The 21901-nt window shown below is 62.4% G+C and carries 24 protein-coding genes and 1 tRNA gene; 8 read left to right on the forward strand and 17 right to left on the reverse strand.

Annotated elements, in window-relative coordinates:
* Positions 1 to 79: 79 nt before the first annotated feature.
* The 6 genes from BMG03_RS02050 to tsaD form a co-directional block, all read right to left on the reverse strand.
* Positions 80 to 1120, reverse strand: a complete 1041-nt coding sequence (locus tag BMG03_RS02050; RefSeq protein WP_075776714.1) for a PstS family phosphate ABC transporter substrate-binding protein — start codon at positions 1118 to 1120, stop codon at positions 80 to 82.
* A gap of 131 nt (positions 1121 to 1251) precedes the next feature.
* Positions 1252 to 1863 carry a CbiX/SirB N-terminal domain-containing protein gene (locus BMG03_RS02055; protein ID WP_157771535.1) on the reverse strand — a complete coding sequence of 204 codons (612 nt, stop codon included), beginning with the start codon at positions 1861 to 1863 and terminating at the stop codon, positions 1252 to 1254.
* 319 nt (positions 1864 to 2182) lie between these two features.
* On the reverse strand, positions 2183 to 2605 hold the full coding sequence (locus BMG03_RS02060) for an EVE domain-containing protein (RefSeq protein ID WP_075776712.1): 423 nt from the start codon (positions 2603 to 2605) through the stop codon (positions 2183 to 2185).
* Entirely contained in the window at positions 2605 to 2874 is a 270-nt protein-coding gene (locus tag BMG03_RS02065; RefSeq protein WP_075776711.1) for a YciI family protein, read from the reverse strand. Before BMG03_RS02065 ends, BMG03_RS02060 begins: the two co-directional genes overlap by 1 nt.
* A gap of 1 nt (position 2875) precedes the next feature.
* Complete coding sequence (locus BMG03_RS02070) at positions 2876 to 3832, reverse strand: NAD(P)H-dependent glycerol-3-phosphate dehydrogenase (protein WP_075776710.1); 957 nt, start codon at positions 3830 to 3832, stop codon at positions 2876 to 2878.
* A complete protein-coding gene (gene tsaD, locus BMG03_RS02075; RefSeq protein ID WP_075776709.1) occupies positions 3829 to 4923 on the reverse strand; it encodes a tRNA (adenosine(37)-N6)-threonylcarbamoyltransferase complex transferase subunit TsaD in 1095 nt (364 codons plus the stop codon). Before tsaD ends, BMG03_RS02070 begins: the two co-directional genes overlap by 4 nt.
* Positions 4924 to 4996: 73 nt before the next feature.
* Here tsaD and BMG03_RS02080 point away from each other — a divergent pair, with 73 nt between their 5' ends.
* Positions 4997 to 5722 carry a uroporphyrinogen-III synthase gene (locus BMG03_RS02080; RefSeq protein WP_075776708.1) on the forward strand — a complete coding sequence of 242 codons (726 nt, stop codon included), beginning with the start codon at positions 4997 to 4999 and terminating at the stop codon, positions 5720 to 5722.
* 166 nt (positions 5723 to 5888) lie between these two features.
* Here the strand turns inward: BMG03_RS02080 and BMG03_RS02085 are convergent, their stop codons facing one another.
* Positions 5889 to 6311, reverse strand: a complete 423-nt coding sequence (locus BMG03_RS02085) for a hypothetical protein (RefSeq protein WP_157771536.1) — start codon at positions 6309 to 6311, stop codon at positions 5889 to 5891.
* A gap of 94 nt (positions 6312 to 6405) precedes the next feature.
* Between BMG03_RS02085 and BMG03_RS02090 the strand changes: the two genes are divergently transcribed.
* The 3 genes from BMG03_RS02090 to BMG03_RS02100 all read left to right on the forward strand — a co-directional run bounded on the left by BMG03_RS02090 (position 6406) and on the right by BMG03_RS02100 (position 8961).
* Positions 6406 to 7305: a COG4223 family protein gene (locus BMG03_RS02090; protein ID WP_157771537.1), complete on the forward strand. Its 900-nt coding sequence runs from the start codon at positions 6406 to 6408 to the stop codon at positions 7303 to 7305.
* A gap of 10 nt (positions 7306 to 7315) precedes the next feature.
* Positions 7316 to 8833, forward strand: coding sequence for a heme biosynthesis protein HemY (locus tag BMG03_RS02095; RefSeq protein WP_075776705.1), 1518 nt, complete (start codon positions 7316 to 7318; stop codon positions 8831 to 8833).
* 52 nt (positions 8834 to 8885) lie between these two features.
* Positions 8886 to 8961 (forward strand) — tRNA-Thr (locus tag BMG03_RS02100).
* 82 nt (positions 8962 to 9043) lie between these two features.
* Here BMG03_RS02100 and BMG03_RS02105 read toward each other — a convergent pair.
* The 5 genes from BMG03_RS02105 to BMG03_RS02125 form a co-directional block, all read right to left on the reverse strand.
* Positions 9044 to 10141 carry a flagellar basal body P-ring protein FlgI gene (locus BMG03_RS02105; RefSeq protein ID WP_075776704.1) on the reverse strand — a complete coding sequence of 366 codons (1098 nt, stop codon included), beginning with the start codon at positions 10139 to 10141 and terminating at the stop codon, positions 9044 to 9046.
* A complete protein-coding gene (locus BMG03_RS02110; RefSeq protein WP_075776703.1) occupies positions 10141 to 11142 on the reverse strand; it encodes a flagellin in 1002 nt (333 codons plus the stop codon). Before BMG03_RS02110 ends, BMG03_RS02105 begins: the two co-directional genes overlap by 1 nt.
* 1 nt (position 11143) lies before the next feature.
* The gene (gene flgK / locus BMG03_RS02115) at positions 11144 to 12607 is read right to left on the reverse strand and encodes a flagellar hook-associated protein FlgK (protein WP_075776702.1); all 1464 of its coding nucleotides are present in this window, start codon (positions 12605 to 12607) and stop codon (positions 11144 to 11146) included.
* A 30-nt stretch (positions 12608 to 12637) separates the two neighbouring features.
* Positions 12638 to 13972, reverse strand: a complete 1335-nt coding sequence (locus tag BMG03_RS02120; protein WP_075776701.1) for a flagellar hook protein FlgE — start codon at positions 13970 to 13972, stop codon at positions 12638 to 12640.
* 118 nt (positions 13973 to 14090) lie between these two features.
* Positions 14091 to 14939, reverse strand: a complete 849-nt coding sequence (locus BMG03_RS02125) for a flagellar motor protein MotB (protein ID WP_075776700.1) — start codon at positions 14937 to 14939, stop codon at positions 14091 to 14093.
* Positions 14940 to 15083: 144 nt separating this feature from the next.
* Between BMG03_RS02125 and BMG03_RS02130 the strand changes: the two genes are divergently transcribed.
* From BMG03_RS02130 to BMG03_RS02145, 4 genes are read left to right on the forward strand one after another with little or no spacing between them, the layout of a single operon-like run.
* Entirely contained in the window at positions 15084 to 15698 is a 615-nt protein-coding gene (locus BMG03_RS02130) for a paraquat-inducible protein A (RefSeq protein WP_075776767.1), read from the forward strand.
* Entirely contained in the window at positions 15695 to 16309 is a 615-nt protein-coding gene (locus tag BMG03_RS02135) for a paraquat-inducible protein A (RefSeq protein ID WP_233243066.1), read from the forward strand. The genes BMG03_RS02130 and BMG03_RS02135 overlap by 4 nt, the downstream gene beginning before the upstream one ends.
* Entirely contained in the window at positions 16306 to 18330 is a 2025-nt protein-coding gene (locus BMG03_RS02140; RefSeq protein WP_077701054.1) for a PqiB family protein, read from the forward strand. The genes BMG03_RS02135 and BMG03_RS02140 overlap by 4 nt, the downstream gene beginning before the upstream one ends.
* Before the next feature lie 12 nt (positions 18331 to 18342).
* On the forward strand, positions 18343 to 18906 hold the full coding sequence (locus BMG03_RS02145) for a PqiC family protein (RefSeq protein ID WP_075776698.1): 564 nt from the start codon (positions 18343 to 18345) through the stop codon (positions 18904 to 18906).
* Here the strand turns inward: BMG03_RS02145 and BMG03_RS02150 are convergent.
* The 5 genes from BMG03_RS02150 to BMG03_RS02170 all read right to left on the reverse strand — a co-directional run bounded on the left by BMG03_RS02150 (position 18894) and on the right by BMG03_RS02170 (position 21901).
* Positions 18894 to 19427, reverse strand: a complete 534-nt coding sequence (locus BMG03_RS02150; protein ID WP_075776765.1) for a flavin reductase family protein — start codon at positions 19425 to 19427, stop codon at positions 18894 to 18896. The two genes, BMG03_RS02145 and BMG03_RS02150, sit on opposite strands and share 13 nt — an antisense overlap.
* An 80-nt stretch (positions 19428 to 19507) precedes the next feature.
* Complete coding sequence (locus BMG03_RS02155) at positions 19508 to 19975, reverse strand: DoxX family protein (RefSeq protein WP_075776697.1); 468 nt, start codon at positions 19973 to 19975, stop codon at positions 19508 to 19510.
* Positions 19972 to 20745 carry an HvfC/BufC N-terminal domain-containing protein gene (locus BMG03_RS02160; protein ID WP_075776696.1) on the reverse strand — a complete coding sequence of 258 codons (774 nt, stop codon included), beginning with the start codon at positions 20743 to 20745 and terminating at the stop codon, positions 19972 to 19974. Before BMG03_RS02160 ends, BMG03_RS02155 begins: the two co-directional genes overlap by 4 nt.
* Positions 20729 to 21571 (reverse strand): MNIO family bufferin maturase, encoded by an 843-nt coding sequence (gene bufB / locus BMG03_RS02165; RefSeq protein ID WP_075776695.1) that lies wholly within the window; start codon positions 21569 to 21571, stop codon positions 20729 to 20731. Before bufB ends, BMG03_RS02160 begins: the two co-directional genes overlap by 17 nt.
* Before the next feature lie 57 nt (positions 21572 to 21628).
* A complete protein-coding gene (locus BMG03_RS02170; RefSeq protein WP_075776694.1) occupies positions 21629 to 21901 on the reverse strand; it encodes a BufA1 family periplasmic bufferin-type metallophore in 273 nt (90 codons plus the stop codon).

The raw sequence follows: 21901 nt of genomic DNA on the forward strand, positions 1-21901 counted from the left end.
CAGCCCCACCAGTTGGAAATTACCAAAAAGGAAAAAGGGGGCGGCGAAATATGCCGCCCCCTGAAGATAGCGGTCTCGATTACGAGCCCGAACCCATGGTCACTTCGTTCGCCACGGCTTCCTGGGTCTTCGCCAGTTCCGGGTCGGCGACGAGGCCGTATTGAGCGAGCGGGCCGTCGGGGCCAGCCATGTCGTCGGAGACGAAGAACTCAGCGTATTCCTTCAGGCCGGGGATCACGCCGATATGCGCTTTCTTGACGTAGAAGTAGAGCGGACGCGACACCGGGTAGTCGCCCGACGCGATGGTCTCGGTCGAAGGCTCGACGCCCGACATGGTCGCAACTTTCAGCTTGTCGGTGTTGTTCTCGTAGAACGCCAGACCGAAGACGCCGATGCCGTTCGGGTTCGAACCGATGCGGGCGAGGGTCTCGGTGTAGTCGCCGTCGATATCGACAGCCTTGCCGTCGGTGCGGACTTCCATGCAGGCCTTGCTGGCAGCCTTGTCGTCCATGCCCGAAGCCATGAAGGCTTCTTTGGCGCCGGTGGCTTCGCAGCCAGCTTCCAGAACCTTCTCTTCGAAGACTTCACGGGTGCCGTGCTTGGTGCCCGGGATGAAAGCGACGATGTCGGCATCCGGCAGGTCCGAGTTGAACTCGTTCCACTTGGCGTAGCCGTTGTCGACGATCTTGCCGTCCTTCAGGACCTTCGCGCCGAGCGCGTTGAAGATGTCCGAGGGCGTGAACGCGTTGAAGGCCGGGCCGTCTTTTTGCGACGCGAAGACGATGCCGTCATAGCCGATGCGGACTTCCATGATGTCGGTGACGCCGTTGTCGGCGCAGGTCGCGACTTCCTTGTCCTTGATCTTGCGCGAAGCGTTCGCGACGTCGATCGTGTTTTCGCCAACGCCTTCGCAGAAGCGCTTCAGGCCAGCCGAGGAGCCGCCCGATTCCACGACCGGGGTCGGGTAATCGAAGTTTTCGCCGAAAGCTTCGGCGACGATGGAGGCGTAGGGCAGCACGGTCGAGGAACCGGCGACCTGGATGTTGTCACGCGCGATGGCGGCGGTGCCCGAAACGGCGACGATCGCGATCGCGGAAGCGGCGAGGTTGAACGATTTCATAGATCACTCCCAGTGTTCTGAAATTTGGGCCGTCGTGTGGCCTCAGCGCGGTCCTAGGCGTCTTCGGTGACGCTTATGCAAACATTATGTAACAGCTATGTGACAATCTACGAGTCCGTGAAGGATCGTGATCAGCCTCGCGAAATCGCCTGTGCAATCAGGACGGGAACCTCACGATGCGCCCCGATTTCGGGCAAAAGGCTCCCCCGGTAGCTAGCCGCCTGCAACGCCTGAGGAATATCGCCTGTCACATGTCCTGCCCGCAGCGCGAAGAACGGCAAACACACGCCATCCGGGTGTGCGCGGGCCACGTCTTCAAGGTAGGGCGGCTCCTCGATCAGGGCTACATGAATCTCCGGCATGAGCGGATTCCGGACCAGAGTTTCCGCCATGTCGTAAACCGAATTGCGCGATTTCCGCGAGATTTTCGACCCGTGCGCCACGAGAATCACCGGCGAGTCGGTCGGGACATTTTCTGATTCACGCGCCTCGAAAATGACCTTGGTCAGCAGATCTGGCAGCGCCGGATCGACGCCGAACGGATCGAGCTGGCGCGCATCAGATCCCGCAGCCGCCAGCCGTCGCGGAAGTTCGGTCTTTGTGAACCATCCCTGGGCCATGAAATAGGGATAAATCAAAGGGTTTTCGTGCCGCGCCAAAGCGGCCTCCAAAGCCCCCGGATTCGCGAGCGTCGCCGCGTCTATCGAGCGCCCGGAGCTTTGTGCTGCAACCTTTTCGGCCAAGGACAGCAGGGCCTTTTCCTGAGTTTCAGGCTCTGACGGGGATCCATGTGCGACGAGAATGACCGGTTGCATGGGCTTAGATTAGCGCGGTGGCGTCCCTTGGCAACTGCCCGATTCCCGCGTGAATTTTGCATTAACGCTATGAATTTTAAGAGTATTGTCCGCAGATGCCATTTGCACGAGCATTTCTTTGGATATACGGAGATCAGAGAGGCTAGGACGGCCAGACCCGAGATTTGGTTTCACGTGGTGCGCAGGGGTGCGCGCGGGGTGACGGAGGGTTCTGGCCGAGGTGCCGGAACCCTCCAGTTTTTCCTGCTCAGTTCGGATCGGTCTCGCCCATGTCGCAGACGATCTTCCATTCTTCTTCGGTGACGGGCTGAACTGACAACCGCATCGAGGTGACGAGCGACATCTCCGACAGGCGCGGCTCGCCTTTCACATCGGCCAGCGTGACAGGCTTGGTGAACGGCCGCACCGCCTTGAGATCCACGCAATCCCAGCGCGGATCGTCGGTCGTCGAATCCGGATGGCTCTCGGCGACGACTTCGCAGATGCCGACGACCTCCTTGCCGATATTCGAATGATAGAACAGGCCGCGATCGCCGATCTTCATCTCGCGCATGTTGTTGCGCGCGAGATAGTTGCGGATGCCGTCCCATTCCTCGCCCGCATCGCCCTTGGCGACCAGATCGTCCCAGGAAAACTTGTTGGGTTCCGATTTGAACAGCCAGTACCGCATCAGCCGATCACCTTTTTCCACGCCTTGACCTGCACATCCTCGAACAGGCCCGCTTTGGCATAGGGATCGTTCGCCGCCCAATCCTGCGCGGCTTTGAGGCTCTCGACTTCGAGGATCACGAGTGAACCCACCATCTGTTCATTCTCGATGAACGGGCCCGCCATGAAGACCGCGCCGGTCTCTTCGATATAGGCGAGATGCGCCTCGCGATTGTCCAACCGGGTTTGCAGGGCGCCGGGTTTGTCGCGGCAGATCACGGCAAAATACATCTCATTCCTCCTTCAAGGGGCGGGCGAGCAGGGCCTGCATCGCCTCGTCCACGCTGATTGTTCGTTCGGTAAGCGCAAGAACCATCGCGGCTACGGGAATTTCCAGCCCGCGCCTATGCGCCAGCTTGTTCAGGGCCCCGGCGGTCGCGACGCCCTCGACGGTGATCGATGGATCGAAGCCTTCGCCGGACCCGATCGAGCAGCCCAACCGGAAATTGCGCGACTGCGTCGAGGTGCAGGTCAACACCAGATCGCCGAAGCCCGACAAACCCGACAGCGTCTCGGCCCGCGCACCCAGTTCCGTCGCGATCCGCAACATTTCGGCGAAGCCGCGGGTCATCAGCGCGGCGCGCGCGGAGTCCCCGAGCCCCGCGCCGATCACGGTGCCCGCGGCGATCGCGTAGACGTTTTTCAACGCACCGCCGAGTTCCGCCCCGGTCGTATCGGTCGTGCGGTAAAGCCGCAGCGTCGGCGTCGACAGCTCGGCCTGCAATTCCTCGGAATGATCGGCGCAGGCAAGCGTCAGGGCGGTCGGCAGACCGCGCGCGATATCGGCTGCGAAACTCGGCCCCGTCAGCACGGCGGCGCGGGCGCCGGGCACCTTGGCGCGGATCAGGGCCGTCGGCCCTTGGCCAGTGGAGAGGTCGATTCCTTTGGAGCAGGAGACCAGGGTTTTGCCCGCGAGCGTCTCGGAATGGGCATCGAGAAACCCGGCCATCTTCTGCATTGGCATCGCGAGAAGCAGCGTCTTGGCGGCGAGTGCGTCCTCGATGTCTGCCGAAACAGTGATGTCTTCGGGCAGCTTCACACCCGGAAGGCGGCGCGAGTTCTCCCGGCTTGCCTGCATGGTCCGAACCTGCTCGGCATCGCGCGCCCAGAGGGTCACCGGTCCGTTTTGAGAGAGGCTCACCGCCATCGCGGTGCCAAAAGCGCCCGCGCCCAAGACCGAAATCGTCATGCCTTCGCCCCCTTCTTTCCCGATCCGAGAAGCGGCGCGGCGCTGCGGTCCAGCGGCCAGCGCGGGCGGGCGACCAGATCCATCCCGTCCTGCGCGCCGCTGCGGAACCGCTCGATCCCGGCCCACGCGATCATCGCCGCGTTATCGGTGCAAAGCTTTAAAGGAGGGGCCACGAATTCGGCGCCCATTTCTTGTGAAACAGTCTCTAATCCGGCCCGAATAGCCTGATTTGCCGCGACGCCACCTGCGACCGCGAAACCGGGATTGGTGGGCGAAAGCTTTAGATATTCTGCCAAGGCACGACGCGATTTCTCGATGAGAACATCCGCGATTGCCTGCTGAAAACCGGCGCAAAGATCGGCGCGGATCTGGCGCGGCAGCCCGTCATGCTCCGCGACCACCTGATCGCGGGCGCGCAGCAGTGCCGTCTTCAGCCCGGAGAAGGACATATCGCAGCCGGGCCGATCCAGAAGGGGCCGCGGGAAGGCGAAAGCCTTGGGATCGCCCTTGCGCGCCTCGGCCTCGACGGAGGGGCCGCCGGGTTGGGGCAGTGCCATCAGTTTCGCTGCCTTGTCGAAGGCCTCGCCTGGCGCGTCGTCGATCGTGCCGCCGAGCCGCGAAAAATCTTCCGGCCCCTTCGCGATCAGGAACTGGCAGTGCCCGCCGGAGACGAGCAGCATGAGATAGGGAAACTCCAACCCGTCGGTCAGGCGCGGGGTTAACGCATGGCCCGCCAAATGGTTGACGCCAACCAAAGGCAGACCTGCCCCAACTGCGAGCCCCTTGGCGCACATTACCCCCGACATCACCCCGCCGATCAGCCCCGGACCCGCCGTCACGGCGATGCCATCCAATGCGCCGAGCCCAAGCCCGGCTTGCTCCAGCGCCTCTTCGACGCAGAGATCGAGCTTCTCCGCATGGGCGCGCGCGGCGATTTCGGGGACCACGCCACCGAAGGCCGCATGCAGATCGGTCTGCCCGGCGACGACGCTCGAGAGGATTTCCGGCTTGCCATCCGTGAGGCGCACGATCGCCGCCGCCGTATCGTCGCAGCTCGATTCAAGCCCGAGAAAGGTCAGCGTGTCGGTCATCCGGGTGCCTGTTGCGTGGGTTATCCAACGCAGGTAACACCGGGGAAGCGTTCGCACAATCCCGGGGCGGTGCATGGACAGCCAGTCTGAGAGACCGATTCTCCTCGTTACGCGACCCGCTGTTGCGGCAGAGGGATTCGTTCGGGCCTTTCGCGACAGGTTTGGCGCCGATTGGCCGGCTGTAATCTCGCCACTGACCGAGATCGAGTTGCTGGACACGCCGATCCCCGAGTTCCAGACAGCGATCTTCACATCGCAACATGCGGTGGCCGCGTTTCATCGGATGGCGCAGGGAAGAGGCCGTCAAGCCTATTGTGTGGGGCTGCGCACGGCACGAGCGGCGCGCGAGGCCGGGTTCGACGCGATCGCCGGGCCGGGCGATGCCGAGGCTCTGAGCGAATTGATCGCCCGGCAGCAACTCGGCGGAAAACTGCTCTTCCTGAGAGGGGAGCAGATTGCCTACGACCTTGAGGAACGGCTGAATTCCGCCGGAATAGAGACTGAATCGACGATCCTCTACCGCCAGCTTCCGCGTCCGTTGAGCGCCGAGGCGAAGGCGGTTCTGCGCGCATCGCGCCCTGTTTTGGCACCGATTTTCTCGCCGAATGCGGCGGACCGCTTCCTTGATGCGCTGCCGCAGGCACCGCACCCGCCGCTCTTTGTCGCAGCCATGAGCGAGGCAGTGGCGTCTCGCCTCAAAAGCGCTAGCTTGTGCCATCTGGAAGTCGCTCGGCATCCTGACGCGCAAGGGATGCTCGATGCGCTTGCCGTCTTGCTGCAAAGGCAAAAGGCGGGTTGAGCAGGCGCGGGCGGACTTCTAAGTTGATATGAACGCGCAATTTGGTGCGGCAGCGGAGGGCTTAGACGATGGCGAAACGGACAACCGGAAAATCTTCCGAGACGAGTAAGCCGGAAGACGCGAAATCGACCGCCGAGTCCGAGGCCAAAACCGACGCCGCCACTTCTCAAACCTCGTCGAAGGACACCAAGGCGGCGGCGTCGCCCGAGGCGAAAGATAAGCCGAGCACGGCTGCCGCCAGTAAAACGGACACCGCTGCGAAATCGAGCGCGTCGGCGAAGCCGTCCTCCACCTCTACGTCTTCGTCCAAAACGGATACATCCAAGACCGCGAATGAGGCCGCCAAGTCGACCTCCACTCCGACCTCAGCGCCAGCGACCAAATCCGACACCCCCGCAAAATCGGATGCGGCGTCGAAGTCCAGCTCTACACCTGCGAAGGCTGAGACGACTTCGACTCCGGCTACGAGCAGCGCAAAGGCGGAGATCGAGCCGAAGAAAAGCGAGACAGCGAGCGGCTCGGAGAATAAGTCGCAGACCACGAAGCCGGCGACTGCGACGAGCTCGACGAGCAGCTCGAACGCCGACAAGACCTCGCCCAAAAGCGATACGGCAACGTCCGGCGCGTCGCCTCAGCCTGTGATCGAAAAGCGGGGCGGGTTCGGCTCTGCTTTCCTCGGAGGCGTGATTGCTGCCGTGATTGGGGCCGGCGTCGCGATCTGGGCGATCCCGAACCTGCCGCCGCAGCTTTCGGGATGGCTTCCGAACGCGCCGGCCCCGGTCGATGGGGCCGCCATTCAAAGTCAGCTAGACGATCAATCGAAACAGATCAGCCAGCTCTCGGAAGAGCTCGCGACCCTGAAATCATCGCAACCGCCGGCGCCGGATCTGTCCGGTGTGCAGAGCGCGCTCGATCAGGTCAACGCGGATATCCGGACGAATAAATCGGCGCTCGAGGACTTGAAATCGCAGATCGCGTCCCTGCAAAGCGACAATGGCGGCAGCGCGGCTCAGGCCGAAATCGAGGCGGTAGCGAAAGCCGCCGAGGCCCGGATCAAAGAGGCCGAAGCGCAGGCCCAGAGTCTGAAATCGCAAAGCGAGGCGGCGGCCAAGGCAGCGATGACGCAGGCTGCGGCAGCGCGCGTGAAAGCGGCGCTCGATGCGGGAACGTCGCTCGACGCGCCGCTGGCCGATCTGCGCGACGCGGGTGTCGACATTCCGGCGGCGCTCAACGGCGACATCCCGAGCCTTCAGTCGTTGCAATCGAGTTTCCCGGATGCCGCGCGAGCCGCGCTTCAGGCGGCGCGCCGGACCGAGACGGGCGGCTCGATCAGCGATCGAGTTGGCGCCTTCCTTCTGGCGCAGACCGGGGCCCGGTCGGTAGCGCCTAAAGAGGGCGACGGGGCGGATGCGGTGCTGTCGCGGGCACAGGCCGATGTCGATCGCGGCGCGCTCTCCGATGCGCTCGACGAGATCGCGAAGCTGCCCGACCCGGCGCAGGAGGCGATGTCCGACTGGGTGAACCGGGCGAAAACGCGGATGGCGGCGATCGACGCGGCCAACCAGCTTGGCGCGACGCAATAAGGAGACAGACATGATCTGGTCATTCATCAAAATCGCGCTGTTTCTGATTGTCGTCGCCGCCGCGACGCTGGGCCTCGCGCATCTCGCCGAGATGACGGGCGGTCTTCGGATCACCACGCTCGGCATGGAATTCACCCTCGGCCCGCTTCAGGCGGTGATCGCGGCGATTGTCCTGTTCATCGCGATCTGGATCGTGATCCGTATCGTCGGTCTGGTGGTGGCGTTCTTGCGCTTCCTGGCGGGCGACGAAACCGCGATTACCCGCTACTTCGACCGCCATCGCGAACGCAAAGGCTATCAGGCGCTGTCCGAAGGGTTGCTCGCGGCGGCGTCCGGCGAGGGCAAGCTCGCGATGTCGAAAGCGGCGAAGGCCGAACGCTATCTGCAACGCCCGGAGCTGACCAACCTTCTCACCGCGCAGGCTGCCGAAGCCTCGGGCGACTCGAAGAAAGCGACCGAAGTCTACAAGCGGCTTCTGGCGGATGATCGCACGCGGTTCGTCGGGATTAGGGGGCTGCTGCGGCAGAAGCTCGAAGCGGGTGACACCGAAACCGCGCTGAAGCTCGCGCAGAAAGCCTATGCGATCAAACCGCGCCATCGCGAGGTTCAGGATACGCTTCTGAGCCTGCAGACCGAAACGGGCGACTGGAAAGGTGCGCGCGAGATCCTTCAGGCGAAGATGCGTCAGGGCGAATTGCCGCGTGATGTGCATAAACGCCGCGACGCGGTGCTCGCGCTGCAAGAGGCGAAGGGTGTTTGGGAAGAAGGAGCGAGCGTCGAGGCGCGTGAGGCCGCGATTTCGGCCGCCAAGGCGTCGCCCGATCTGGTGCCGGCCGTGGTGATGGCGGCGCGCGCCTATATCGACAAGGGCAAGAAGGGCGCGGCGGAGCGGATCCTGCGCAAGGCGTGGGAAGTTCAGCCGCATCCAGATCTTGCCACCGCCTTCGCCGAGATCGCCCCGGACGAGTCGCCCGATGCACGGTTGAAGCGATTCTCGAAGTTGCTTTCGAGTCGTCCCGACCATGAGGAAACGCGGCTTTTGAAAGCCGAACTGAACATCGCGGCCGAGGATTTCCCGGCGGCGCGCCGGGCGCTGGGCGATCTCGTCGAGACGCATCCGACGGCGCGGTCGCTGACGATCATGGCCGCGGTCGAGCGTGGCGAAGGGGCGGAAGATGTCGTCGTGCGCGGCTGGTTGGCCCGCGCCCTGACCGCGCCGCGCGGTCCGCAATGGTGTTGCGACAAGTGTCAGAACATCCAATCCGAATGGACACCGATCTGTGATAACTGCAACGGTTTCGACACGCTCAGCTGGCGCGAGCCCCAACAGGCGCAATCGCCGCTGCCGCATGGGGCGGAGATGCTGCCCTTGATCGTCGGCAAACCGGCTGCGGAGCCCGCGTCGAAGGAGGAGGATCAGTCGGAGGACGCTGCCATTCAGGACGCTGAAATCGTCGACCCGCCGAAGGATGAGGGCGACGCTGCAGGCGCATCGAAGGAGGCACAAAGCCGAACTGCGACAGCTTGATCATTTTGGGGCTACACATCCCCGAAAGAGCATGGTAATCGCCCGCCAGAGTGCCGGTGTAGCTCAGCTGGTAGAGCACGTCATTCGTAATGATGGGGTCGTAGGTTCGAGTCCTATCACCGGCACCACTTCCTGAAAGTTCAGGCGCAAAGGCGGAACCGCAAGGTTCCGCCTCGCTTGTTTCCGCCTCGTTTTTCGAGTGTCTTTCGATCAATTTACCACAAACTCAGCATGCAATGCCCCCGCGGCATTGATGCTTTTGAGGATGTCAATCATATCGCGCGGACTGACGCCGAGCGCGTTCAGTCCCGCCACCACTTCCGATAGCGAGCTGCCCTGCGCGACCTCAGCCATACGAATGCCGGGCTCTTGCGTCAGCGTTGCCTGCGATCTGGGCACCACGACCGTATCACCTTGTGAAAACGGATTGGGCTGCACCACGAGGGGACTTTCTTCCACTTTGAGGGTCAGGTTTCCCTGGCTGACGGCGACCCGCGATATCCGCACGTCGCGGCCCATGACGATCGTGCCCGATCGCTGGTCGACCACCACCCGAGCGCGCTGCTCCGGTTCGACGCTGAGATTCTCCACTCGCCCGATTGCATGTGCGACCGAGCGCGCGCGCGTCTCGCGGATGTGCAATGCGACTGTGCCGCCATCGAGCATTTCCGCGACGCGCCGGCCGTATTCGCGGTTGATTGCGTTTTCTATCCGGGCTGCGGTGGTGAAGTCTGGCGTGCGTAGCGCGAGGCGCACCGTCTCCAGATCATTTATCTCAAACGCTATTTCACGTTCGACGCGCGCGCCGGAAGGAATGTTTCCCGCGGTCGGCACCCCTTGAGTCACCGAAGCGCCGTTCCCTTGTGCTACCGCTCCGCCGGCAATGATGGCGCCCTGCGCCACCGCGTAAATCTCTCCATCCGCCGCCTTCAGGGGGGTCATGACGAGGGTGCCGCCGAGGAGACTCTTCGCATCGCCAATTGCTGAGACCGTGATGTCGATTTTACTTCCTGCGCGGGCAAAGGGCGGCAGGCTCGCCGTGATCATGACGGCAGCGACGTTTTTCGGCCGAAGCTGCTCCCCGGTAACGTTAACGCCCAGCCGTTCGAGCATGTTTGACATGATTTCTTCGGTAAAGGGAGCGTTGCGCAACCCATCGCCCGTTCCGTTCAGCCCAACGACGAGCCCATAGCCGACGAGGTCATTTCCGCGCACGCCATCGAACTCGACGAGATCCTTGATCCGGATCGGTGCGCTTAGGACGAGCTGCGGAATGATCAAAAGCGCAATAAGAAAACAGCGCCACATCACATGTAACCCGTCATCGAGAGGTTAGAGAGCCGGCTGGTCAGAAGGTAGAGCGTCTCGATCTGAGACCGTACCGCTTCGAGTGCGGTCGCGGACTCGTAGGGGTCGGCCCCGATGAGTGTCGTTCGTGCGATTTCAAGACTGGCGCGTTCGGCATCGTTTCGCGTAGCGGCCGAGGCGATCTTGCCTTCGACAGAGCCGACTTTCGCTGCCAGTTCGACAGTCGAGAGAGATCCCGAATGAATTCTCTCGCCCGCCCCCTTTGCGAGCGCGCTTCGCTGGACTAGATCTCCGTCAAATAACCCGCGGTCCAGAAGCGCGCCTATGGCGTAGCCTTTGATCGTATCTTTGATGCGTGGATCCTCCGCGGTGACGTCAATTGTCGCGGTCTCACTTTCTGCGATGTGAAATTTACCTCGCGCTTCGCCGCCTTGATAGAAGATTGCGCTAAATCCGGCGGGATCGTCGAACCAAACATCGAGCGTCATGAGCACGTCCGTCGCACTGGTCGCTCCCGCGATCTCCGTGGAAAGGGAGACGAGAATCGTTTCTGAATCGGGCAGCGGGGGCGTGTCGCCGCTGTCGCCCGCGAATATGTATCGCCCGACTGAATTCGTGTTGAGAGTTGCGATCAAGGCGTCAAACTTTTCGGCAGCAGACGCTACGGTTGTGTCGATCATTGTCTTACTGGCGGTTGTCGCCGCGGACATGAGTGCCATGCTGACGCCATCGTCGAGGTTGGCAACACGCTCGAGGCTGCTTTGCATCGCTTCGGTGTATTGGCGCGCCTCGCTGGTAGCGAGAGCGAATGCATCGAACAGTCTGAGGCTTCGATTGATCGCAGTGAGCGCGCTGAAATCGCCCGCAACGGCGGTGCCGAGGTCGGATTTTACGCCTGACGTCACTTCTCGGGTAAGGCTTGCCAGTCTCGTATCGAGCGCGGCGCTGTGGCGTCGCATCTGGAAATTCAGCGCCATGTCTCCGACCGAGAGATAATTCATCTCAAATCTCCAGAAGCTGTTTGATCAGCGCGTCCGCGGTTTGGATGACCCGCGCGTTGGCGCTATAAAGCTCTTCAATTTGCAGAAGTTTCTGCATTTCGTGATCTGTATCGACACCATCCGCGAGCGCCTGTTCTTTCAATGTATCGTAGCGGGTTTTTGCGTAGGTTTGTGTCGCTTCATTGCGTTGTCGGTCGCTCGTCACTTGGGAGAGAAAGCTCGCGAAAAGTTCCGCGCTCGAATGACGCGAGGAACCGAAATTGCCAGAGCTGGGCGCGGATGGGGTCGTGAAGGCGGAGGCGAGGGCAAAAAGATTTTCCGCGTTGCTCACAGGGCCGGGGGAGGCGGCACCGAGCCCGTCGCGCAGCAGGGAGAGCGCGCCGCCTTGTTCAGGGTCCGCAAGCGGGTTGATAGCGATCCGGCCGGCGAGGCCGGTTTCATCGAGCGGATCGAGCGGATCGAGCGGGCCTCCATCATCGGTGAAAAGCCCTGCTGTGCCGCCGCTGAGTGTCGGGTCGATCGCCGGATTGCTGACCCTCTCAATGAGGTCGCGAGAGAGTGCATCTATCTGGATTTGCTGGTCTGGGGCGAGCGTATCACGGATCGTGAAGAGAGCACCCAGTGATCCGCCGCCGAGGAAGCCGCCCTCGTCGATTGAGACGGCGTTTCCGTTGAGGGTCAAGCCGGAGAGGGTGCCTCCGACGTAGGTCATATCCGGTGTGATAATGCCGGTTGATGTGAAACCGATTTCTACGGGGTTCCCTTCGAGAAGAACGGCGCCGCCCGTGGTAAAGAGGGCGATTTGGTCGTTTTCGCGGGTGGCTTGCCGGATGGGGACGATGCTGGAGATCTGGTCGACCAATGTTTGGCGTTGATCCTTGAGCGCATTCGTGTTGTGGCCCGCGGCCTTTCCAGCCAGTATCGTAGCGTTGAGTTCGTCGACCTGCGAGAGGGCGGTATTCAGGGTGTCGACCTGTGCCGCGATTTGACGGTCTGCAGTCATTCGGCTGTCCTGCAGATGCGCCGAAAGCGCATTCAAGTGATCCGTGACGGCCCGGGCGGAGTCCAGCACAGTGGCTAGGCGGGCTTCGCTTTCTGGGCGGCTGCCAGCTTCAACGAGTGAAGCCTCAAGCTGCGCAAATTTGGACGCCAGGGAACTCGCGTCCTCTGGCGTGCCGATACGGGCTTCGAAGGCCGACAGGAAATCGTAGCGGAGCGACGCGTTTTGTGTTGCGGCCTCGGAGAGGCGAAGATCGCTTCGAAGACTCTCGTTGACGATACGATCCACGCTCAGAACGCGGACTCCGGCGCCTTGCCGGCCGACCATCTGGGCGCCAAGTGAAACCTCGCGCCTCGCGTAACCTTCGGTAAGCGCATTCGCGGTGTTGGAGGCGACGACCTCTGCCATACGCGAAGCCGCGGTGAGACCCGACAAGGCATTGGACAGCGTTTGCGAGATTCCCATTTTGACCTCCTTTAGCCGGTCCGATCAGGATCAGCGTTTGATATTGGTGGTTTCCTGCAGCATTTCGTCGACCGTCTGGATCACCTTGGCGTTGGAGGAATAGGCGCGCTGCGTCTGGATCAGATTGGTCAACTCCTCTGCGACGTCGACTGTCGATCCTTCGCGGGCGTATCCCTCGATCGAGCCTGTGGGACCGTCGCCAGCATTCCAGAGAAAGAAGGAGCCCGACTTCGACGACACTTCGAACGTCTGGTTGTCGAGCGCGATCAAGCCGTTCTGATTGGGCACGTCGACGAGCGGAATCTGGTAGACGGTGCGGATGAAGCCGGTGTCATAGGTCGCCTTGATATAGCCGTCCTTGTCGATCTCGACCGCAGTGAGATTACCGACTGGCGAGCCATCCTTCGTGATCGATGTGGGCGAGAAGCTGTCGGATAGCTGGGTCAGCCCGTTGGTATCACCGATCTTGCCGATCGTGACGCTGAGCGGTCCGCCTGCCACGGTGAGATCGAGCGTGCCGGTTGCGGAATCGTAGGAGCCACCATCGATGACATTGACGGAGGCGAGGGTGCCGCCGCTGCTGCGGCTGTCGTCGAAGGTCAGCACGTAGCGCCCGATGACGCTTTCATCGATTCCGGCGGTGCCGGGATCATCGACCGTCGCGCTGTCCCGAATGACCATCGCCCATTCGTTGGAGGAGCCAGTTGCGGGGACCGTCGGATGGAAGGTGATATCGAGCGTTTCGGAGGTTCCGAGATTGCCGAAATATTCGACCGAGAGCGGCAGCGTATCGCCGCTCGCCCCGGCCTCCGTGTCGGTGGCGGGAAGGTTGACGCCGAGATTGAGTGTCGTGGTCGGGTCGCCGGCGGTCTGGTTGGCATTGATCACGACGGGTTCCAGGCCCGACATCGTGTCGCGCGCGAAGGTCGGGATCGTCCCGTCCGCGCTGGCGGGCCAACCGAGGAGAACGAGCCCGGATTCTGTCATCAACGTTCCGTTCACATCGCTGCGGAAGGCGCCGGTCGTCGTCATCTTCAGCGGCTCGTCTCCCGTCGAATTGTCGAGCGCGACCGCAGTCATCACGGGAAGCATGCCGCGGCCGGACACCGCTATATCGAGCGCGTTCGATGTCGAGACGAGCGAGCCACGCTCCTCGATCAAGCGGCTCGTGGCTGCGCGGACGCCACCGGCGGAATAGGAGCCGGTCTTCGCGGCCTGATTGATGACGATACTCTCGAATTCGGTGACGGCGCGCTTGTAGCCGTAGGTGCCCGAATTGGCGATATTGTCCGAGATCGTTGCAAGGCGGGTGGCATTCGCGGCCAAGCCGGCCACGCCCGCATTGAGCGAGGAAGAAATGGACATGGATGCGCCTTTCTGCTGCTAAGTCCGAAATTCCCCTTACCTTTGCGCGCGGGTATTTAAGATCGCCCTAACGAGTCCGTCCTTTTACCTCTGTGGTTACCTCTTCGCTAAGGGCGCCTTACCGGCCATTGCGCAGAACGATCACTTCGAGACGGTTGTTGCGAAGGTCCATCGCGCGCGCGACCTTCGGTTTGCGATCGGCGAAGCCGCTTACGCGCTGCATGCGCTCGGGAGGGAACCCGGCCCCGTTCAGCAATTCACGCATCGCTTGGGCACGCGCGGCCGAAAGCTCCCAGACCGGGTCCTTGGCCAACATTTTCGGATAGGATTTCGTGTAGCCGTTTATCGCCACGTTATTCGCGACGATCGAGAAGACCCGCGTCAGGATCTTCGCCAGATCGGTGAGCACCGGCTGCGGCTTGGCCGTGTCACCGACGAACAGCGGCGCGTCGGGTAGATCGGAGATCTCGATGATCAGACCTTCGTCGGTCACCCGGGTCACGATGTGGCGGGCGAGCTGCTCGCTGACCATCGACTCTCCGCCGACGCCCATCAGCGCCTGTTCGATGGCCCGGGCCACCTCCTTGAAAGCGGCCATGTCGTTGTTCTGCTTGTCCTCGGCGGATTTCTCGCCGCGGGCCTGACGCTCTTCGGTCGGGCGCTGCGAGATGGCGCCGGTGCCGGTCTGCGCGATCTGATCCTCGGAGAAGACGGAATCGCCGCCGAAAGCCCCTTCGCCGCCACCGGAGATCCGGTTGATCGGGATCGTCGGATTGAAGTAATCCGCGATGCCCTTGCGTTGTTTCTCGGTCGTCGCGTTCAGCAACCACATCAGCATGAAGAACGCCATCATCGCAGTGACGAAATCAGCGTAGGCGACTTTCCACGCCCCGCCATGATGTCCGTCGCCGCCAGTGACCTTCTTGCGCTTGATGATAATTGGCGCGGCGTTTTCGCGGTTGCTCATTCCACCACCTCTTTTCACCCGCGTCCGCTATAGTGGTCGCGTGTTAACAGGTGATTGATGGATAAAAAGCGCGCTATCGGCGTCTTCCCTTGTCGTGGCGCTGGCAGTCGCTAGATTTAGCGGATGGATGGGGACCCGAACACAATGAACGTTGACCCGGCCGATCTGATTGCCTGTCCGCAATGCGACGCGCTGTACCGCGCCACGCATCTGCCCGACGGCAAGCGGGCGACCTGTGTGCGCTGCGGAACCGTTCTGATCTCGCCGCGCGAGAGGTCCTTTCTGCACGTCGTCGCATTCTCCTTCACCGGGATGATCCTGATGATCGGGGCGATCTTCTTCCCCTTCCTCGAAATCTCCACCCGCGGGTTGAGTCACGAGAGCTCGATCTTCGGCGTCGCGATGGCGTTTTCCGACGGCTGGATCGCGCCTCTGGCTTTCTTCGTGCTGTCGATGATCGTGGCGCTGCCGATCTTCCGCTTCGTCGCGCTGATCTACACGCTCTGGCCGCTCGCCAATGGCAAGCCCGCATGGAAACACGCCGCGACCATGTTTCGCCTCGCCGAAGAGAGTCAGCCCTGGGCGATGGCGGAGATCTTCATCATCGGGACAGCGGTGGCGCTGGTGAAACTCGGGGGTCTCGCCAAGGTGTCGCTCGGGCCCGCCTTCTGGGCCTTCTGCGTGCTCATCATCGTGATCGCGCTCAAGAACTCCTTTGTCAGCAAATGGACGATATGGGACGCGATCGAGCGAAAATGAACGTGCTGACCGCCACCGATGCCGGATTGATCGGCTGCACCCGCTGCGGTCGGGTCTGGACGCCTGATCATGCGCATTGCGAGCGCTGCGGCGCGACGCTTCACAAGGTCGACAAGACCGGGCTGCAGCGGGTCTGGGCATGGTGGTTCGCGGGGCTGATCTTCTACATCCCGGCCAACCTCTACCCGATGCTGGTCACCGCGACGCTAGGCCACGAGCAGAAAAACACCATCGTCGGCGGCGCGATCGAGCTATGGCGGCATCACAATTACGGCGTGGCGCTGATCGTCTTCGGGGCCTCTGTGATGATCCCGATCGGGAAATTCATCGCCATCGCCTATCTCGCCATCGCGGTCGGAAACGAGCGCCGCAAGGGTGGTCATCCTCATCTGCACCTCTACGAGGTGGTGGAGTTCATCGGTCGATGGTCGATGATCGACGTCTTCGTTGTGGCGATCCTCTCCGCGCTGGTGCAGCTTGGCTTCGTGGCCTCGATCCATCCCGGCCCTGCCGCCGCGTCTTTCGCCCTCTCGGTTGCATTCACCATGCTATCCGCACAAAGCTTCGACCCGCGCCTGATCTGGCGCGGCCCTGACAGAGTGAGTTCATGAACGACACCCCCGAGACCGGCCCGGCAGAACTGGAAACCTCCAACGCCCCGCGCCCGATCTGGACGCGGCTTTCCGTGGTCTGGATCGTACCGCTGATCGCATTGCTGATCACGCTTGGTGTCGCCTGGAAGACGGTCGCGGATCGCGGGGAGCTGATCCATATCGATTTCAAGGACGCGACCGGGGTCGAGGTGGGCACGCCTCTGAAGTTCCGCGAGGTCGAGGTCGGCAAGGTCGAGAGCGTCTCGTTCACCCACGATCTGGAGCAGGTGCGGCTCGGCGTGCGCCTCGACAACGAGGTCGCACCTTACGTCGATCAGGATGCGAAATTTTGGCTGGTCCGCCCTGAAGTGTCGGCGCGTGGTATTCAGAACCTTGGGACGGTGCTGTCGGGCACCTATATCGAGGGCTTCTGGAACAACAAGCCCAACGGTTCGCAGACCCTGTTTCAGGGACTGGACAAGCCGCCGGTCTCTCCCGATCCGAGCAAGGGCACCATCATCGAGTTGCGTGCGAAGGACGCGGGCGGGATCGTAGATGGGGCGCCGGTTCTCTATCACGGGCTGACCGTGGGCCATCTTCAGAACCTGCGGCTCGACGACGACGGCTCCGGCGTGATCGTGGACGCATTCATCGAAGCGCCGCATAACAAGCTGCTCACCACCCAGACCCGGTTCTGGGACACGTCGGGCTTCTCCGTCAAATTCGATACCTCGGGTCTCAGCCTCGACGTGCGCTCGCTTGCGACGCTGGTACAGGGCGGGGTGGAGTTCGACACCTTCACCAGCGGCGGCGGGATCGTCGAAGATCAACAAGCGTTCCGGCTCTATGACAGCAAAGACACTGCGGAAAACTCTGTCTTCCAGTCCGATGTGGTCGATCCGCCAAAATACACGCTGCTCTTCGACGACCCTGTGCAAGGGCTCGAAGTCGGCTCGAAAGTGCAGTTCCGGGGCGTCGAGGCGGGCGAGGTCACCGCGCTCGCGATCAAGATCCGCAAGGACAGCACCGGTCAGCGCTACGCGCAGCAACAGCTGACGATCGCCCTGTCGCCGGACCGGCTCGGGCTGTCGCGCGACGCCGGCGAAGAGGCCGTGACCCAGTTCCTGCAGGGCGAAATCCAGAACGGCTTGCGGGCGCGTATCGCGAATACCGGCCTTCTGGGCGGCACCATGGTGATCGAATTGACCGATGTGCCGGATCTACCGAATGCCGAGATGAATCTGGATGCCGATCCCTATCCGACGATCCCGACCGCGCCTGCGGCCGAGAACGATCTGGCGAAATCGGCGAAAGGGGTGTTCAAGCGCATCGAAGGCCTGCCGATCGAGGAAGTGATGAACTCTGCCATCCGCACACTCGACTCGATCTCCGCCGTGGCCGAGAGCGAAGACACCCGTAAGGTGCCGCGCGAATTGTCCGGCCTGCTGGAGCAGCTCAAGACCTTCGCGACCGATCTGAACAACAAGGATGCCGCAGACAAGACGGTATCCGCGCTCGACAGGGTGACAGAGGCTGCTTCTTCGGTGCTTGAAGAAATCTCGGGTCTCGACAAGACGCTCGCTTCCGCGGATCGCGCGGCTTCTGCGATCGCGGATATGCCGCTCAAGGACCTGGGCGACAAGCTCGACACGATCCTCGCCAGTATCGACGCGCTGCTGAACAAGCCCGGCACGCAGGACCTGCCGCAATCGCTCAACGATACGCTGACGCAGACGGCGGCGATCCTGAACCAGCTGAAGGAGGCCAATGCCGCCGACAAGCTGAACCAGACACTCGATGCGGCGCAGAACGCCGCGAATTCGGTGTCGAAAGCCTCGGACCGCCTGCCGGAACTGACGCAGAAGCTGCAATCGCTGGTCGATCAGGCGCAGGCGCTCGTCGCGACCTATGGCCGTGGATCCAACTTCTCGAACGAAACCCTCAGCACACTACGTGAGCTGCGTCGGGCGATCTCGAACATCGGCTCGCTCGCGCGTATGATCGAACGAAATCCGCAGTCCTTCATTCTGGGCCGCTAACAGGAGATGACGATGAAAGCTCTGAGCCTGATCCCGCTATGCCTCCTGGGCCTCGCGGCCTGTTCCGATCCCGAGAAGATCGCACGCTATCCGATCGACCCGCCGACCGCGGAAAAGGCGCTGCCGAACCGGCTTGGCCGGGCCGAACTGCGCGAGGTGTCGCTTCCGGACTACGCGGGCGGACAGGAGATCGCCTTCCAGACCCCCGACGGGGCGCTGCGCTCGAACCCGGACAACCTCTGGGCGGATGATCCCGCGCGTTCGGTGACGCTGGCGCTGGCGCGGCAGATTTCGTCTCTCTCCGGCGCGACGGTGATCTCCGAGCCGTGGCCGCTCGCCGATCCGCCCACGCGCAAGATCGAGGTCCGGATCGAGCAGATGCTGCCGGGCGCCGATGGTCTGCTGCATGTCTCGGGCGTCTATTTCGTCTCGGCGAACGGCTATGAGCGCAGCGGCGAAACGGTGCGTCGGTTCGATTTCACGGTGCCGGTCGGCTCTCAGGAACCGCAGGCCATCGCAAAAGCGAACAGCGCGGCGGTGACGCAGCTTGCGCGGCAGATCGCTCAGCTACGCTGATCGGGAAGGAACCGCCCGAACTGGCCGCCCGCAAAGAGCAGCGGATCAGTCCCTGCGCCTTTAACGAAGCGGGTGACGCGGCCGATGATGATCGTGTGATCGCCGCCGTCGTGGCGCGCCTCGGTGACGCATTCGAACCGGGCGAGCGTGTCGTCGATCAGCGGTACACCGGCCGCGTTCAGCCTGTAGGATAGCCCCTCGAACCCCTCGCCGCGCTTCGTGAACCGCTTTGCCAGCGCTTCCTGATCGTAGCGCAACACATGCACCGCGAAGGCATCGGTTGCAGTGAAATGCGCATGCCTGAACGAGGAACGCGCAGCCGACCAAAGGATCAGCGCCGGATCGAGCGAAACCGAGGCGAAGCTGTTCACCGTCATCCCGACGGGCTCCGGCGTATCGTCATGCGCGCAGGCGGTGACGACGGTCACACCGGTCGCGAACTGCGCGAGCGCATCGCGCAACAACCGCGTATTCGCCGGATCGGGCTGGTGGCCGCGACCGTCGCTTTCGGCATGGTTCATGGCCGCTTCGATATCGTCGCTCTCGCGCATCCGCTCTCCTTTGCGCTCACACATAATCGTGCAGGCGGGGAGAGCAAGGCTCAGCGTTCCAATCCAAGGAGCTTGTCGAAAGAAAGCCGCCCGGGGCCCTTCATCAGAACCGTCAGAAGCGCGATTGCCCAAAGCCCATGCGTCACCCATGCGCTGGGATAGACGAAGATCTGGATCACCAGCGTCATTGCCAGAAGCGCGAGCGCTGCAAGTCGGCTGCCAAGGCCGAGGATCAGCAGAAGTGGGAAGAAATGCTCCGAGAATGTCGCGAGCACCGCCGCCCATTGATGCGGAATGAGGGGCAGGTCGTATTCGTATTGAAAGAGGGTGAAGGTGGAATCCTTGATCATGAACCCTTCCACCTTCGTCCGCCCGGACATCCAGAACACCATCGCTGGAAAGAGCCGCGCTCCGATCAGAACAATCTCCTCCGGTAGGCGCTGGGCTAGATCGGAAAACCTATGATACAGCCTGAATAGACCCTGTTTTGACGTTTTGATCTCGATCGCGTCGGTCATGAGGCGTCTCCTTTTTCGATGCCCGCGCCGACGATCAGCGCATTCTCCAGCAGCAGCAGAAGCGCTGCGTTGAGGTCAAAATCCGCTCCCGCGCGGTCTTGTGCGCGGGCGACGGTTTCGCCTGCACACAGGGTCGAGATGAAGCGACCGGTCGAGCTACGAACGACGGACGTGATTACATGAGCGATCCCGCGCCGCGCAATCAGCAGTGTCTCCGGCCTCCATTCGGTCGCCCGCGGTGGAGCGGGGCCACCTGGTTGTTGCGAGGCCCAGATCGAACCCGCAGGCGTCAGGAGCTGAAGAACCTGCACCGACGGATGCAGATCGAGACACAGATGAGTGCCCGCGCGTTTGGCTGTCTCTTGCAGGCATTCCCGCGCAATAGGCTCTGAATCGGCTGCGTGATAGGCCCGGCTGCGCGCCCATTCGATGCGGGCGACGTCGGGCAGATAGCTTAGCGATTGCAGCGAAGGTTCATCTGCCAGATAGGCCGGAAACGCGCCGCCCCATTCGGTCAGAACGGGCGTGTGCGGCGGGTGCTCGGCGATATAGGCCCGGGCGAGCCCCCTGAAGCAATCCGCGCCAAGAAGCCGCTCGATCGCCGGGAAATGCCGCGCGAGGGCCTGTGTCAGCCCATGCGCCACGTTGTTGCGGTAAACGTCGAAGCGGCGCTCGATCTCGGCTGGATCTTGGGCGGTAGCGTTTTGCGGCGCGGGCCCTCCGGCCAGGCCCTCGCGGAAACCGCGGGCGAAGTCACGATGCGAGGGCATGGTGGTCACCCGACAGGATCATCGACGCACGCTCGGCCTCGGCCATTAAAGTAGCGAAGTCCGGCACGTCGTTGTCCCACTCGATAAGGCTCGGTAGCGGTCCAGTGTTAGAGACTGTTTCGGCGTAAAGCGCCCAAACCGGTTCAGCGACTTCGCGCCCGTGGCTGTCGATCAGCAGGGGCCCGGAGGGCAGCTCTTCCTCTTCATGACCTGCCAGATGGACCTCGCCGACACGGTTCAGCGGGAACGCCTCGAGATAGGCGCGAGGATCCTGTCGGTGGTTCACGCAGGACACGAAGACATTGTTCACATCCAACAGCAATCCGCAGCCGGTCCGCTGGCTGATCTCGGTCAGAAACTCGGTCTCGGGGATCTCGGAATTGTCGAAGAGTACATAGGTCGCCGGATTTTCGAGCAGCATCCGGCGGCCGAGATGCTCCTGCACCTCATCGACGTGATCGCAGGTCAGCGCCAGCGTTTCCGCAGTGTAGGGCAGGGGCAGCAGATCGTGCATCCAGACGCCACCATGGCTTGCCCAGGCGAGGTGTTCCGAGAAGCTCTCGGGGTCGTATCGGTCGCAGAGCGCCTTGAGCCGCGCGAGGTGGTCGCGATCCAGCGGATCGGGCCCGCCGATCGAGAGGCCCACGCCATGCACCGAAAGCGCGTAGTCCGCGCGCAGCCGCTCCAGCATCGCATGCGGCATCCCGCCCGCGCCCATATAGTTTTCCGCGTGGATTTCGAAGAACCCGAGGTCCGGTTTCGTCTCTGATATGGCGGGAAAGTGCTCTGGCTTGAAGCCGAGGCCCGCTTTGCGTGGCAGTGTCATGGCAGCCTCCATGGATGAGAAAACGGGGCGCACGCCGACCGCACGCCCCGCTTGGGGTCACATCTCTTTCGGTTCGAGCGAGCCCATGCCGTGCGGCGTCTCGATCGAGGTGCAGGTGCCTGCCGGGACGAGTTTCCAGGCGTTGCCCTGATAATCCATAGTCGCGGTGCCGGCGCAGGTGGTGCCGGGGCCGGCGGCGCAATCGTTCTGCCCGGCCATCGCGACGCCGTAGCATTTCTCCATCGCCTGATCTTCGGCATGGGCGGCGCTGGCCAACCCCATCGCGCAGGTCAGAGCAGCGGCAAAGCCAAGGGTAGTTTCGGTCTTCAT

Origin of the sequence: Thioclava nitratireducens (assembly GCF_001940525.2) — a bacterium.
Lineage (GTDB): Bacteria > Pseudomonadota > Alphaproteobacteria > Rhodobacterales > Rhodobacteraceae > Thioclava > Thioclava nitratireducens.